Here is a 14,699-nt window from a genome sequence, read left to right on the forward strand (position 1 = left end):
ACCTTCCATTTCTAACTTCCCACTGCGTACCTCGTACTTCCAACTCCGCATTTAATTTGCTACGTCGCTTATAAACTTAATTCTGTACAGGCGTAGTTCCTCATCATCATAATCCCCGTCAAATTCTTCCATGGCAGCATCTATCTTATCGGTTTCAGCTTCCAGGAAATATTCGTGAATTTCTTCCTGCTGGTCTTCATCTAAAATATCATCCAACCAGTAGTTAATATTCAACTTCGTTCCGCTGTAAACAATAGCTTCCATTTCTTTTATAAAATCTATCATTTCCATTCCTTTGGCTGAAGCAATATCATCTAAAGGTAATTTCCTATCCACATTCTGGATAATATATAATTTCAAGGAAGAATTAGCGCCGGTACTTTTTACCACCAGGTCGTCTGGCCTGGTAATATCATTTTCCTCTACATATTGCTGTATAAGAGCTATAAACTCTTTTCCAAACTTTTTAGCCTTGCTTTCCCCAACACCAAAAATATTGGAAAGCTCTTCCATATTTACAGGATATTTAATCGCCATATCTTCCAGAGAAGGATCCTGAAACACCACAAAAGGAGGCACTTCATTTTTTACGGCTATTTTTTTTCGAAGATCTTTTAACATTTTAACCAGCTGTTTATCGATTCCGCCGCCAGCTGCTTTATTTGGCGTAGTGACCGACTCTGTAGAACTATCAAAAATATGATCTTCGGTCATCATAAACGAAGTGGGGTTTTTCAAAAATTCCTCACCGCGTTTAGTGATTTTTATCACTCCGTAGGTTTCAATATCTTTTTTCAGGAATCCGGCTACCAAAGCCTGACGAATAAGCGCCATCCAATATTTTTTATCCCTTTCTTTACCTTTACCAAAAAGACGATGCTGGTCTGTTTTATGAGATAAGATTATGGCGTTAGATTTTCCAATTAAGGTATTTACAACCTCTTTAGATTTATAAAGCTGATTGGTTTCTTTAACGGTCTCCAGTAATAGCTTCACTTCATCGCCGGCTTCGGTCTGCTTTTTAGGGTTTTGAACATTATCATCCATATCAGCCCCTTCACCGGTATTCTCGTCGAAGCTTTCACCAAAATAATGTAAAATAAATTTTCTTCGAGACACCGAAGTTTCAGCATACGCTACCACCTCTTGCAGAAGTGCGTGTCCTATTTCCTGTTCAGCAACAGGTTTACCACTCATAAATTTCTCAAGCTTCTCGATATCTTTATAGGAGTAGAATGCAAGACAGTGTCCCTCTCCCCCATCTCGACCGGCACGACCGGTCTCCTGGTAATAACTTTCTATACTTTTTGGAATGTCGTGATGTATCACAAAACGAACATCGGGTTTATCTATTCCCATTCCAAAAGCAATTGTCGCTACCACGACGTCAATATCTTCCATAAGGAATTCATCCTGGTGCCTGCTGCGGGTTTTGGCATCAAGACCAGCGTGGTAAGGCACAGCATTAATCCCGTTTACCTGTAAGGTTTGCGCCAATTCTTCTACTTTCTTCCTACTTAGGCAATAAATAATCCCAGATTTACCACTATTTTGTTTAATAAACCGAATAATATCGGCATTTACATCTTTGGTTTTGGGTCTTACTTCGTAGTATAGATTTGGTCGGTTAAAACTGGCTTTAAAGGTATTGGCATTAGGAATTCCCAGGTTTTTTAGAATATCTTCCTGTACTTTTGGCGTAGCAGTTGCCGTTAAAGCGATAATTGGAATATCGTCACCAATTCTTTTAATAATATGACGCAGGTTTCGGTATTCCGGTCTAAAATCATGCCCCCATTCACTTATACAATGTGCCTCATCTATCGCCAAAAAAGAAATAGTTTGCTTTTTTAGAAAATCTACATGGTCTTCTTTGGTTAGGGATTCGGGCGCTACGTAAAGCAATTTGGTTATTCCGTTTTCAATATCGGACTTTACCTGTTTTACTTCTGTCTTATTAAGCGAAGAATTGAGCACATGGGCAACCCCGTGATCATCAGAAATACTTCTAATGGCATCAACCTGGTTTTTCATAAGGGCAATTAGCGGTGAAACCACGATTGCCGTTCCATCTTCTATTAATGCGGGAAGCTGGTAACAAAGGGATTTCCCTCCCCCTGTAGGCATTACCACAAAGGTATTATTCCTATTTACAATACTGGTAATAACCTGTTCCTGAAGGCCTTTGAACTGACTAAACCCAAAATACTTCTTTAACTGTTGGTGTAAATCAATTTCCGTCAAACTCATTCAATTGTGTTACAATTTTACATACATTTGCATTATTAAAGATACATATTTCTTTAAACTCACAATCTTTAATTTTATCAAAATTTGAAACTACAGGAAAAAATTCTTAAAACTGCAAAAGAAACCATTTCCATTGAAGCCAAAGCCATTGCCAATTTAGAAAATTTTATTGACAATGAGTTCGCAGAAGCTGTAGAAAAAATATACCAAACCAAAGGTAGGGTTATTGTTACCGGTATTGGCAAAAGTGCTATTATCGCTACCAAAATTGTAGCCACGCTAAATTCTACCGGCACCCCGGCTATTTTTATGCATGCTGCAGATGCAATTCACGGCGATTTGGGGACTATTCAACAAGACGACCTGGTTATTTGTATTTCTAAAAGTGGCAATAGCCCAGAAATTAAAGTATTGGTACCTTATATTAAAGATTTTAAAAACCTATTAATTGGCATCACGGCAGACAGGGATTCTTTTCTGGGCAGAGAATCAAACTATGTTTTGAATTCTTTTGTAGAAATGGAAGCCTGTCCCAATAACCTTGCCCCTACAACAAGTACTACCGCGCAAATGGTAATAGGTGATGCTATGGCTATCTGTTTATTAAGATTAAAAGGTTTTTCCCGAAAAGATTTTGCCAAATATCATCCCGGCGGTTCCCTGGGTAAAAAACTATACCTGAGGGTAAGCGATATTTCCAAACAAAATATGAAGCCAGAGGTTTCCCCCGAAACCTCGGTGACCGATGCGATTATAGAAATTTCAGAAAAAATGTTAGGCGTATGTGCGGTAATTGAAGACGATAAAATAATTGGGATTATTACCGATGGGGATATAAGGAGGATGTTAAAGAACAATACCGAATTTAAAAACCTAACTGCCCGGGACATAATGAGTAAAGCACCAAAAACAATTGATGAGGATGCTCTGGCCGTTGATGCTTTAGAAATGCTAGAAACAAATGAAATCTCCCAATTACTGGCAGTAAAAAACCATAAGTATGCCGGGGTCGTACATATTCACAACCTAATTAGAGAAGGAATTTTATAATGAAGCAAATTGGCTCCCCTGAACCAGAGATGTCCTTTTTGGACCATTTGGAAGATTTAAGATGGCACTTAATACGTGCAGTTTTAGCTGTAGTAATTGCCGGCTGTATCGCATTTGCCCTTAAAAGTTTTATCTTCGACGTTTTACTTTTTGGTCCCAGTAGAGGTAGTTTTTTCTCTTATGACATTCTTTGTCGCATCTCTAAATTTGTAGGAATAGACGGTGGGTTTTGCTTTGAAGAAATGCCTTTTAGAATACAAAGTAGAACAATGGGCGGACAGTTTTCTGCACACGTGTGGACTTCTATTACTGCAGGCTTTATTATTGCATTTCCTTACGTTATCTATCAATTTTGGCAATTTGTATCTCCTGCAATGCACGACAATGAACGTAAACATGCCAAAGGTTTTATATTTATTACTTCCTTACTTTTCTTTCTGGGAGTGGTTTTTGGTTATTATGTAGTAACGCCATTATCTATAAATTTCCTCGGAAAATACCAGGTAAGTGAAGCAGTATTTAATGATTTTGATTTGAGTAGTTATATTGGCCTGGTAAGATCTTCGGTGCTTGCCAGCGGCTTAATATTCGAACTACCTATCGTTATTTATTTTCTTACAAAAGTAGGAGTGGTAACTCCTCAATTCCTAAAAAAATACCGAAAGTATGCTTTGGTAATAGTACTTATTCTTTCTGCGGTAATAACTCCGCCAGATATTGTAAGCCAAATTATAGTAGCTGTTCCGGTATTGGTACTTTATGAAGTAAGTATATTTATTTCAAAAGTGATCTATAGGCAAGAGCTCAAAAAACAAAAAATAAAATAAAGACTGCTATGAGTAATCAAGTTGACGAATTTAATGCTTACCGTCAGCAAATGAACGATAAGATTCTTGGTGAGAACAACAAAGTTCTTAAAAGAATATTTAACTTAGACACTAATGCCTTTACTGAAGGTGCTTTAGATAAAAAAACCAAAGAATTATTAGGTTTGGTAGCCTCATTGGTTTTACGTTGTGACGACTGTGTAAAATATCATTTGGAATCCAGCTTTAAAGAAGGTGTAGATAGAAAACAGGTGATGGAAACCTTAAGTATTGGCACTTTAATTGGTGGCACCATTGTGATTCCCCATCTACGCCGCGCCCACGAATACTGGGATACTCTAGAAAACGCTAGGACAAAAGCTCCGGAACAAACCCGTGAGGTATAAATCTAAACTAATCATTCTTTCTAAAAATTAATATCCAGCCCCATAGATGTGGGGACGGCGTATTAAAACTTTTGCCAGGATTAATATAATTGACGGCACAAAATATGTAGCTTAGTTATTTAAAATATCATTAAATGAAATTACGCGCCGAAAATTTAGTAAAAGCTTACAAAGGAAAAGAGGTAGTAAAGGGAATTTCCATAGAGGTAAATCAAGGAGAGATCGTTGGATTATTGGGTCCAAATGGTGCCGGTAAGACCACTTCTTTTTATATGATTGTTGGTCTTATAAAACCCAATTCGGGCAAGATATTTTTAGACAAGACAAATATCACCAAATTCCCTATGTATAAGCGGGCGCAAAACGGAATTGGCTATTTAGCACAGGAAGCTTCAGTATTTAGAAAATTGAGTATTGAAGATAATATAATGAGTGTTTTAGAACTTACCGATCTCTCAAAAAAAGAACGTCACGAAAAAATGGAGACTCTTATTGAGGAATTCGGGTTGAGCCATATTCGTAAAAACCGTGGCGATCTTTTAAGCGGTGGGGAAAGAAGACGTACTGAAATTGCCCGTGCCCTCGCAACAGATCCAAAATTCATTCTACTCGACGAGCCTTTTGCAGGGGTAGATCCTGTGGCGGTAGAAGACATCCAACGTATTGTGGCACAACTAAAAAATAAGGATATTGGCATTCTTATTACAGACCACAATGTGCAGGAAACCCTCGCTATTACAGATAGGACTTACCTTATGTTTGAAGGAAGTATTCTAAAACACGGCCAGCCAGAGGAACTTGCCGAAGATGAAATGGTAAGAAAAGTTTACCTGGGACAAAACTTCGAACTTAGAAAGAAAAAGATTTTTGATTAGCAAACCTAATCCGCACGACTTCCAGGTGTTAAAGTAACATCCCACATCTAGCTCACTTCATTAGGCCTCTTCTTTCTTCGGAAATAAAAAAGACAAAATTACATAGCTTACAATAATTAAAGGTATCGCTACAAACTGAAATACCAGTACAAAAACAAGACACAACAACAGAAAAAAGTACCTTAACTTATTGTCCCCTATTGACCAATTAGAAAATTTAAGAGCAAAAAGCTTAATTTCTGCATTCAACAAATAGCAGCTAACTAAAGTGAGTACTATTAAAAACCATTCATTTAAAATTAAACCGGTTATAAAACTATTTGGCTGATAAGTTAAAATAAGGGGAAAGCTCAACACCAGCAAAGCATTTGCCGGCGTGGGTACACCAATAAAAGAATCGGTTTGCCGCTCATCTACATTAAATTTTGCCAAACGATAAGCCGATGCTAAGGTAATGAGCAAACCAATTAATGCCAGCGTATTAAAATTCCATTCCCACCAGCCAGAGCTCACCTCCCACCCCGTTTTTGTAACGGCAGCATTACCCGGTAGCGCATTTTCCAGTAATTGATACATTACAATTCCCGGCACTACCCCACTCGTCACCACATCTGCCAGGGAATCCAGTTGTAACCCAACTTCGCTAGAAACTTTTAAGCTTCTTGCTGCCAAACCGTCAAAAAAATCAAAAAAGATGCCACCGGCTACAAAAACCGCTGCCATAATAAGATTACCCTGTATGGCAAAAATTGTTGCTATTGTACCACATAATAAGTTAAGAAGGGTTATTAAGTTCGGAATATGTCTTTTTATTGTCATAAATTTATTTGTATTTCAAATAGCATCAAAAATTAATAAAGAAAGATGCAACTACCAGGTTTTTTAGCCTTACTAAGACTCAACCCAGTTCCTTAAAGCTAATTTTGCTTCTCGCGTAAAAATACTAAACTAAAAATTTGTTTGGCTTTTAAGTGTGAAATTTTATGATAAGATGAACGTTTAAATTAGCTAAGTATAGTTACATTTAAATCTTACTTGGCGTGCAAAAACATCTTTTGTTTACTATTTTTGACAAGAATCAGTTTCTTATGAAAAACTTCCTATACGCCATAATCACCGGACTTCTACTAGCTTTTGCCTGGCCAACATACGGCTTCCCGTTAATGTTGTTTTTCGCATTTGTTCCCTTATTATATGCAGAATTTAAAATAAGAAATTACGGCAAAAAACATATAAAATGGAAGATTTTTGGACTGGCCTACCTAAGTTTTCTTCTATGGAACCTCATCACTACCTATTGGCTTTATTTTTCCACCGCTTTTGGCGGGGCTTTCGCCATTTTAGTGAACTCGCTGTTGATGGCGCTGGTTTTTATGCTTTATCATATTGTAGCCAAAAGAACCGGCTTTAGCGCAGCTTCGGCCTTTCTTATTAGTGTTTGGATGGTATTTGAAAAACTGCATCTTTCCTGGGAATTTTCCTGGCCCTGGCTAAACCTTGGCAATGCATTTTCAGAATTTCAAAATTGGGTGCAATGGTATGAATACACCGGTACCTTTGGTGGCACCCTATGGGTGTGGTTGGTGAACATCGCTGTTTTTAAAGCCGTTTTACTGTACAGAGAATTTAAGGACAAAGCTTTTATTTACCGCGGAATTTTCAAGACTTCCTTACTCATCTTAATTCCTATTGGAGTTTCATATATTATTTTGAGTCAGTTAGAAGAGCAGGGACCTGCCCTGGAAGCCGTTATCCTCCAGCCAAATATTAATCCTTATACCGAAAAGTACAATACCAATGATACCAGGATTGGTGAACTATTACTACAGTTAAGCGAAGAAAAGGTTACTGGCAGTACCCAGTTAATTGTCGCCCCTGAAACCGTTTTTGCCGATGGTACCGTGCTCCCAAAATTTCAGCAATCTGAAGCGGCTTTTTTCTCCAGGCAGCTTAATTTAAAGTATCCAAATGCGAGCTTTTTAAGCGGAATTTCTTTCTATGATCGCTTTAGTGACCCCAATCGAGTTCGTCCCCAAACGAACAAGTTAGGCCCTATGGATTGGTACAATGATTACAATTCGGCATTCTTAATGAAAGCCGAAAAAGAGCCACAAATTTATCATAAATCAAAACTAGTAGTTGGCGTGGAAAATTTCCCATATCAGGAAGTTTTAAAACCACTTTTGGGTGATATAATGATAGACCTGGGCGGAACCGTTGCGATGAAAACCACACAAGAAAAACGGGAGGCATTTAACTTGAAAGATGAGAGTGAAGTTGCTCCCATTATTTGTTATGAATCGGTTTATGGGGAATATGTAACCGGTTATGTTAAAAATGGCGCCAATTTTCTTGGTATAATTACCAATGACGCCTGGTGGGGGAATTCACAAGGCCATAAGCAACATCTAAGCTATGCCAAACTTCGCGCCATTGAAACCAGAAAAGATGTAGTACGGAGTGCCAACACAGGAATTTCCGCATTTATTAATCAGAAAGGAGCAATCACTAAAAGTTTAGGTTATGAACAACGTGGCAGTATAAAAGCTACTATTCATCAAAATTCCGAAGAAACTTTTTATACAGAATTTGGGGATTATTTAGCGCGAATTGCACAATTCCTGGCCCTGTTTGTTTTCCTTTTTGCCATAGTAAAATACAAGCGGAATAGAACAGGTTAGCGTTAGTGTGGTGATGTGGTAATTGGATAATGTAATAATTCGTGAATTTAATATTCGCTAAACAATAAAAAGCGCACAAAGACCAAATTGCCACACTGTTAAACTCAACATTGGTTTAACCAAAAAACTTAAACCCTTTCTTTAATTAACTCCATTAGACTTTCTACATTTGATAAATTATCCAACTCTTGTGTTGTAACACAGACTCCCAAATCACCTTCATAATCGCATAAGACTATAGGAAAAGTGAATTTATAGCCAAATTTTGAAGCATATTGCTTCTCAAATTCGTCTATATGTAAAAACTCCATAGGTAAATTAGATTCTTTTCTAAACTTTTTCCATTTAGAGTTTTCAGCGAAAACACCGTGAGTAACTTTACATAAATTACACGCATAAGTTTTGGGATTCACGATCTTGTGAAGCGAATCTAAAACTGAATTATGCGTTCCAGAGAAAGCATTGTAAACAAAAATGAGCTTTTCCAAGTTTAATTTTATTTAGCTTGTTAATAAAATATTCAGGGCCGTGGAATATAAGGTTACTCAAACCCCAGGCCCTGAAATATTTTAAAATTCGCTTAGCGGGTAATCTCCAATTTTTCGGCAAAATAATCGCAAAAATCTTTCATTGTTGCCGTCATTTTTTCGTCTTGGGTAGCACGGTGAAAAGTGTTACTCATGGAAACCAGGGTTTGATGAAAAAACTTCTTCATCTCATCCACCGGCATATCTTTAGTCCAAAGATCTATGCGCAAAGTTTCCTGCGCCTTGCTGTCCCAAACCGAAAGCATTAACGCCTTGGCATCTTCCTTATAGACATTTCCATCTTCTGCACTCCAGGTAATTTCTTCGGGCACCTTATTTTCGTCGGTTAATACTTCTATATTGATATCAGATTTCTTGAATTTAGCCATTACTTTTTTGGTTTATAATTAGCATTATTAAAAATTGTTTCGGCGTCGGTTTTTAGCAATTGCTGCAAGGAAATTTCACGCTCTTCCATATATTTTCTCACTATTTGCCAACCAATATACTGCCCCACCCTGGCCGGAGATTCGGCATCCAGTTCCAACCTAAACTTAGAGAATGGTCCCGGATATAAAAATCGTGAATTAAGTTTATTATCAGTGTCAAATAAGGTTTCATTTTCTACAAAATACCGCCAAATTTGGGCTTCGTTATTCTTAACCCAATCCAGCTCATCTTTGGTATAACCAATCTTTTCCCGGTCATCAACTTCGGGAATAAATTTATCTTTTAAAAATAACAATTTTCCGAAGTAAATCATTCGCGATAAAAAAGTCCTGGATTGCGCTCTGGGGGTATATTTTTCAGCATAAGCATTTGCCACATCGGGCAATAATTGTTCTTTTCTGAAATTCTTCTTTAAAAACTCCTGAATTCCTATATAAAACCGGTGCTCTTTCCCAAGGTAAGTGTCTAAAGAAAGAAAGAGATAATCTTCGCTTAAAATTACTTTATTTTTATAATCAACTTCAGAAGTCACAGTAATCACACGTGGTGCTTCAAACGCTGGGAAATAATATTTTATATGCTGAAAAAGTTTTTTTAAGCCGGTTTTCTCATTCTCAAAGGTCGGGAAGGCTTTTTGCACTTCGGTCTCTAACTCCTGCTGGATAGTATCGTTTAGTTTCTTCACCCAAAGACTATCTGGAAACTGTGCCGGAAACATAAACGGGTATTCTTCCTGTAATTTTGCAAGGTTTTGTGGTGTAGCTGCTGCGAATTTTTTATCGAATCGAACCAATTGAAAGTCCATGGGAATTGCTGCAATTTCCTTCTCAATTTTCGCCTCTTCATTGCAGGACCATAATGTACAGACCGCCAACATTAGAAAAATTCTTTTGTACATATATACGTTTTGTGAAGGCTTTTAACGCCCTGCTCTTTTAATAATTAGGTTTTAATAGTAGTTTTGCCTGCAAAGGTATTATTTACAAACTTAAACACCCAAAATTATGCAGACTGAAAAAGTAGTAAACCATATAGTTAATTGGTTAAAAAATTATGCTACCAATGCACAAATGGGTGGGTTTGTAATTGGCATTAGCGGCGGAATAGACTCGGCAGTAACATCGGCGCTTTGCGCAAAAACAGGTTTGCGCACACTTTGTTTGGAGATGCCCATTCACCAACACCAGTCACAGGTAAACCTTGCACAAGACCATATAAGCTGGCTACAGCATCACTTTGCGAATGTGAGCAATTTGCAGGTAGATCTCACTCCTGTTTTTGAAAGTTTTAAAACGGCAGTTCCCAAAACATCAAATTCTGATCATTTATCACTTAGTTTAGCCAACACCCGGGCACGTTTTAGGATGTCCACGCTTTATTATTTTGCGGGATTGCACAATTACCTGGTTGCCGGGACGGGAAATAAAATAGAAGATTTTGGCGTAGGCTTTTATACGAAATATGGAGATGGCGGTGTTGATTTGAGTCCAATTGCCGATCTTATGAAAACCGAAGTGTATGAAATAGCCGAATTCCTGCAAATAAATACTGGAATTATATCGGCTGCACCTACAGACGGACTTTATGGCGATAGCCGAAGTGACGAAGCACAACTGGGAGCGAGTTATGTTGAGTTGGAATGGGCGATGAACCAAGCCGAAAATGGCAAGACGCTATCAGAATTTGAGGGACGCCAAAAAGAGGTATTTCAAATTTACAAGTCCAGGCATAGCGCCAATTTGCACAAAATGAAGCCAATCCCAATCTGTGAAATTCCCATTAAACTAAAGAAGTAATCGTTTTATCGAAAAAAATAAAATAAATTACGAATTACGCTCAAAATATGTTAAATTGTAGTAAGCAAATAAAACACCGTCCCCCAATGTGTTGTTCAATTTACATAAATTATGAGTACAGTATTAATTGCAGATCATCACCCATTGGTGCACGAGGGAATTCGGGGCATTTTAGAAAAAGATGCAACGTATGAAATTGGCGGAACCGTTCGCAGCGGTATGGCTTTATATGGTTATCTAAGCGAAAGCCAACCAGATCTTTTGATTATAGAAATAGATTTACCGGGTATAAATGGCATAAACGCTTTACGAACTATAAAGAAGGATTATACCAAAGTAAAAATCCTGGTTTGTAGTTCCCATCCCGAAGAAGTTTATGCGCTAAGCACTATAAAAGCCGGGGCTTCTGGTTATGTTTGTAAAACCGCAAAACTGGAAGAAATTGAAGCCGCCATTCACCAGGTTTCCCGCGGTGGCATTTACCTCAACAAAAAAATTACCGATAAGCTGAATACCGAAGTGGTAAGTAACAAAAACTTTGTTACTAAATTTAAGAAACTTTCTACCCGGGAATCTGAAGTGTTAAGTCTTATTTCAGCTGGAAAAAGAAATAAGGATATTGCCGAAGCACTTTCAATTAATGAAAAAACGGTGAGCACTTATAAAACCAGGCTGCTTAAGAAGCTTCAGGTTGATAATATAGCCGATCTCATTACCCGCTCCCGACTTTTACAATTAAACGTTACATAACCCGGTTTAATTTTTCTGAAAGCACTTTTTTTAGGTTTAGATAATCCATAATATCTGCAAGGATACTTTGGGATTGTTCTTGTCCTTCTGCTTCTTCTTTAGATTTTACCAGCTCAGAAAGCTCATTAATTTTTTGATTGATCAAGAAACGCCGCAAAGAAAGAATAGTCTCACTTACCAGGCGGGCAATAGTTTCGGTTTTCTGTTTTACGAAAATATTCTGCCTGTCCCATTCGTGTAGCTTGTATTGTTCTTCTTCCATTAGTATGGAAGTAACTTCTGAAGCTTGTTCGGAACTTATATTATTAATGAAGTGCCTAACTTCAAAAGATTCCTCACTGTTTAAACGCGTAATAAGTTCCTTATAAATTTCCCGGAATTTCGGATTGGCAAAAGCAATTTCATCCTCTTGCAAATCGAGAAAAACTTTTTCAAAAACCTTACTTTTTTGCTTTTCCTGCTCTAAAGCGAACTCTCCATCTTCTTTCTCCTTTAAAACCAGGTCTTCAAATTCTTCTTCTTCAGTCCCATATAACAGCAGCAAACTGATTATACGTTTTTCCAGTTCGTATTGTTCATCTACTTTAAGCTTGGGCTTAGGCTCCTCTTTTACAACATCAAAAGATTTCTTTTGTTTCTGCTGTCTGGCAGCACTCCGCCCCTCTTTTGCATTTAATTGGGCCAGGCTCGAAAAAAGGACATTTTCAGAAATATCCATAATCCGGGCGCATTCCTGTAGATAAACTTCCTGCTGAATGTTATCTGGAATCTTAGAAATACTATTTACAATATCCCGAATTAATTCTGCTTTTTTCACAGGATCTTTTTTAGCTTCTTCCATTAGTAGCGAAGCTTTGTAGCTAATAAAATCCTGAGCGTTATTTTGTAAATACTCGCTTAAAGCTTCTTTTGAATTATTTTTTGCAAAACTATCGGGATCTTCTCCCTGCGGAAAAGTACAAACCCGCACGTTCATGCCCTGTTCTAAAATAAGGTCTATCCCACGCAGAGAGGCCCTAATTCCTGCAGCATCCCCGTCAAAAAGTACTGTAATATTTTTGGTAAGCCGATTTATAAGCCTAATCTGCTCTGGCGTTAAAGCAGTACCCGAAGAAGAAACCACGTTTTCAATTCCGCTTTGATGAAACTGAATTACGTCGGTATAGCCTTCTACTAAAAAGCAATTATCTTCTTTGGCAATTGCCTGTTTTGCGAAATTAATTCCATAAAGCACTTTGCTTTTATGGTAGATATCACTTTCTGGCGAATTGAGGTATTTAGCTGCCTTTTTTTCACTGGTTAAGATTCTACCACCAAAGCCCAGCACCCGGCCAGACATAGAGTGAATAGGAAACATCACTCTTCCCTTAAATCTATCAAACTGCTTCTCGCCCTTTACAATTGTTAGCCCCGTTTTTTCGAGATATTCCAACTTGTAAGCTTCGGCGAGCGCTTCTTTGGTAAAATCGTCCCACTCATCGAGCGAGTATCCCAATTCAAACTTTTTGATTGTTTCCCGGGAAAATCCACGCTCTTTAAAGTAGCTTAGACCAATGGCTTTTCCGGGTTCGGTTTTATGCAGGTTTTTCTGAAAATGTTTATTGGCAAATTCAGAAACCAAATACATACTTTCCCGTTCATCTGCCTGCTGTTTTTGCTCATCGGTTTGTTTAGTTTCTTCAATCTCAATTCCATACTTTTTAGCGAGGTATTTTATGGCTTCGGGATAGGTGAAATGCTCGTGTTCCATGAGAAAAGCAACGACATTTCCACCTTTTCCGCTAGAGAAATCCTTCCATATTTGTTTTACGGGAGAAACCATAAAACTGGGAGTACGCTCGTCACTAAAGGGACTTAAACCTTTAAAATTCGCCCCCGACTTCTTGAGTTGTACAAAATCACCCAGCACCTCCTCTACCCGGGCGGTTTCAAATACATTGTCTATGGTGTTTTTTGAAATCAAATAAATATGCGTTTAAACCTCACAAATTTGGAACCTGGGAGGTTTGTATCATTCGAAGGCAAAATTACAACTTAAAATTTGCTAATCAACATCAAAGCGCAGCCCAAGGGAAAAATTATACAATTCTTTATTAGGCTCTTTAAAAATGGGGTTTAGATCATATTTACCATAAAGCGTGGCACCGCCCCAACCCAGGTAGGCACTAAGTCCATAAACAAAATCATTAGTATTATAACTGTTTTTTAATTTTTCTTTCACCTTGTCGCCATCGGCTTTGTATTTAAGTTTTTGGCGTTTCCCAATATTAAGTCCGGCGTAACCACCAATCCCAATTTTGAGCATTTTATAGGTTGAAAAATGTAGTCTATTCTCTGTCTCGGTTCTCTTAGACGGCCCCATTTCAAAGTGGATTGGCACCACCAGGTTGTCCATTCTAAACTTCGATTTATCTAAATCTAAATCGAAGTTTTCCAGTCTCGTCATATCGCCTTCTTCTACAAAATAGCGGTTATTGGTAGGTTTTAAACCGTTAAGCTGAAAGGAAACCCCATAACGAAACCGCAACCAGTTGGTATTTTTAAAAACACGGGTTTTCCAGGCCCAACCAATCTCAAAAAACCGACTCCCGGCAATTTTAAAGTCAGAATCATTTAGAGACTGTCCTTTTTCCAGTGCATTGTTAAATCCGGCAGCAATTACAAGATCTGTCGTAGTGCGATTATCATATTTATCGTTTGTGTTTATATTTATATCTAAAGCTTTACCCTTGCCACCAATAGCGATATAGTTTTCAGAAGAATCTCCATTGCGTTCCCGCAACTCCATATTGTTGTTTAAAATGGAAATTTTATTTTCAATATTTCGGGCGTGCTTTTCGGCATATTCTTTTTTCTGTTTTTCGGCTTCTTCCCTGCTAAGCTTTCCCTGTTTCAATTGATCATTGATACGCTCTATTTCATACCTTAGTTTTTCCTTCTCTTTGGCTATAATCTCGGCTTTTTTCTTTTCAAAAAATGCCTTCGATTTCTTTTCAGAAGTAACCTCTGTTTCTACACTGGCCACTTCTTGCGAAAATACTTCCTGAAATGCCAAGCTGAATACTAACAAACTGATGTAAACGATAATTGTTCTCATAAAAATTATT

Annotated in this window: 14 protein-coding genes; 7 read left to right on the plus strand and 7 right to left on the minus strand. The window is 37.8% G+C overall.

The features are described from left to right. Positions 1–51 precede the first annotated feature (51 nt). On the minus strand, positions 52–2,250 hold the full coding sequence (gene recQ, locus BUA71_RS13230; protein ID WP_072880571.1) for a DNA helicase RecQ: 2,199 nt from the start codon (positions 2,248–2,250) through the stop codon (positions 52–54). Between the two features lie 84 nt (positions 2,251–2,334). On the opposite strand from recQ, the gene BUA71_RS13235 reads away from it, so the two are divergent. The 4 genes from BUA71_RS13235 to lptB all read left to right on the plus strand — a co-directional run bounded on the left by BUA71_RS13235 (position 2,335) and on the right by lptB (position 5,388). Continuing rightward, positions 2,335–3,300 carry a KpsF/GutQ family sugar-phosphate isomerase gene (locus tag BUA71_RS13235; RefSeq protein ID WP_072880573.1) on the plus strand — a complete coding sequence of 322 codons (966 nt, stop codon included), beginning with the start codon at positions 2,335–2,337 and terminating at the stop codon, positions 3,298–3,300. Continuing rightward, entirely contained in the window at positions 3,300–4,127 is an 828-nt protein-coding gene (gene tatC / locus BUA71_RS13240) for a twin-arginine translocase subunit TatC (protein ID WP_072880575.1), read from the plus strand. The genes BUA71_RS13235 and tatC overlap by 1 nt, the downstream gene beginning before the upstream one ends. Positions 4,128–4,135: 8 nt before the next feature. Continuing rightward, positions 4,136–4,513, plus strand: coding sequence for a carboxymuconolactone decarboxylase family protein (locus BUA71_RS13245; RefSeq protein ID WP_072880577.1), 378 nt, complete (start codon positions 4,136–4,138; stop codon positions 4,511–4,513). Positions 4,514–4,647: 134 nt separating this feature from the next. Then, on the plus strand, positions 4,648–5,388 hold the full coding sequence (gene lptB / locus BUA71_RS13250) for an LPS export ABC transporter ATP-binding protein (protein WP_072880579.1): 741 nt from the start codon (positions 4,648–4,650) through the stop codon (positions 5,386–5,388). Positions 5,389–5,448: 60 nt separating this feature from the next. Here the strand turns inward: lptB and BUA71_RS13255 are convergent, their stop codons facing one another. Further along, positions 5,449–6,207, minus strand: a complete 759-nt coding sequence (locus BUA71_RS13255; protein WP_072880581.1) for a CDP-alcohol phosphatidyltransferase family protein — start codon at positions 6,205–6,207, stop codon at positions 5,449–5,451. A gap of 269 nt (positions 6,208–6,476) precedes the next feature. Here BUA71_RS13255 and lnt point away from each other — a divergent pair, with 269 nt between their 5' ends. Beyond that, complete coding sequence (gene lnt, locus BUA71_RS13260; RefSeq protein WP_072880626.1) at positions 6,477–8,069, plus strand: apolipoprotein N-acyltransferase; 1,593 nt, start codon at positions 6,477–6,479, stop codon at positions 8,067–8,069. Between the two features lie 128 nt (positions 8,070–8,197). Here lnt and BUA71_RS13265 read toward each other — a convergent pair whose 3' ends face one another. The 3 genes from BUA71_RS13265 to gldB all read right to left on the minus strand — a co-directional run bounded on the left by BUA71_RS13265 (position 8,198) and on the right by gldB (position 9,944). Continuing rightward, a complete protein-coding gene (locus BUA71_RS13265; protein ID WP_072880583.1) occupies positions 8,198–8,557 on the minus strand; it encodes a GTPase in 360 nt (119 codons plus the stop codon). Between the two features lie 92 nt (positions 8,558–8,649). Beyond that, complete coding sequence (gene gldC / locus BUA71_RS13270) at positions 8,650–8,985, minus strand: gliding motility protein GldC (RefSeq protein WP_072880585.1); 336 nt, start codon at positions 8,983–8,985, stop codon at positions 8,650–8,652. Beyond that, positions 8,985–9,944, minus strand: a complete 960-nt coding sequence (gene gldB / locus BUA71_RS13275) for a gliding motility lipoprotein GldB (protein WP_072880587.1) — start codon at positions 9,942–9,944, stop codon at positions 8,985–8,987. Before gldB ends, gldC begins: the two co-directional genes overlap by 1 nt. 106 nt (positions 9,945–10,050) lie before the next feature. Here gldB and nadE point away from each other — a divergent pair, with 106 nt between their 5' ends. Together nadE and BUA71_RS13285 are read left to right on the plus strand one after the other, a co-directional pair. After that, positions 10,051–10,842, plus strand: coding sequence for an NAD(+) synthase (gene nadE / locus BUA71_RS13280; protein WP_072880589.1), 792 nt, complete (start codon positions 10,051–10,053; stop codon positions 10,840–10,842). Between the two features lie 111 nt (positions 10,843–10,953). Then, a complete protein-coding gene (locus BUA71_RS13285) occupies positions 10,954–11,592 on the plus strand; it encodes a response regulator (protein ID WP_072880591.1) in 639 nt (212 codons plus the stop codon). Here the strand turns inward: BUA71_RS13285 and dnaG are convergent. Both dnaG and BUA71_RS13295 read right to left on the minus strand, forming a co-directional pair. Continuing rightward, on the minus strand, positions 11,585–13,555 hold the full coding sequence (gene dnaG, locus BUA71_RS13290; RefSeq protein WP_072880593.1) for a DNA primase: 1,971 nt from the start codon (positions 13,553–13,555) through the stop codon (positions 11,585–11,587). The genes BUA71_RS13285 and dnaG overlap by 8 nt on opposite strands. Before the next feature lie 81 nt (positions 13,556–13,636). Then, on the minus strand, positions 13,637–14,689 hold the full coding sequence (locus BUA71_RS13295) for a hypothetical protein (protein ID WP_072880596.1): 1,053 nt from the start codon (positions 14,687–14,689) through the stop codon (positions 13,637–13,639). Positions 14,690–14,699: the final 10 nt, after the last annotated feature.

Origin of the sequence: Salegentibacter echinorum (assembly GCF_900129445.1) — a bacterium.
In the GTDB taxonomy this organism is placed as follows: domain Bacteria; phylum Bacteroidota; class Bacteroidia; order Flavobacteriales; family Flavobacteriaceae; genus Salegentibacter; species Salegentibacter echinorum.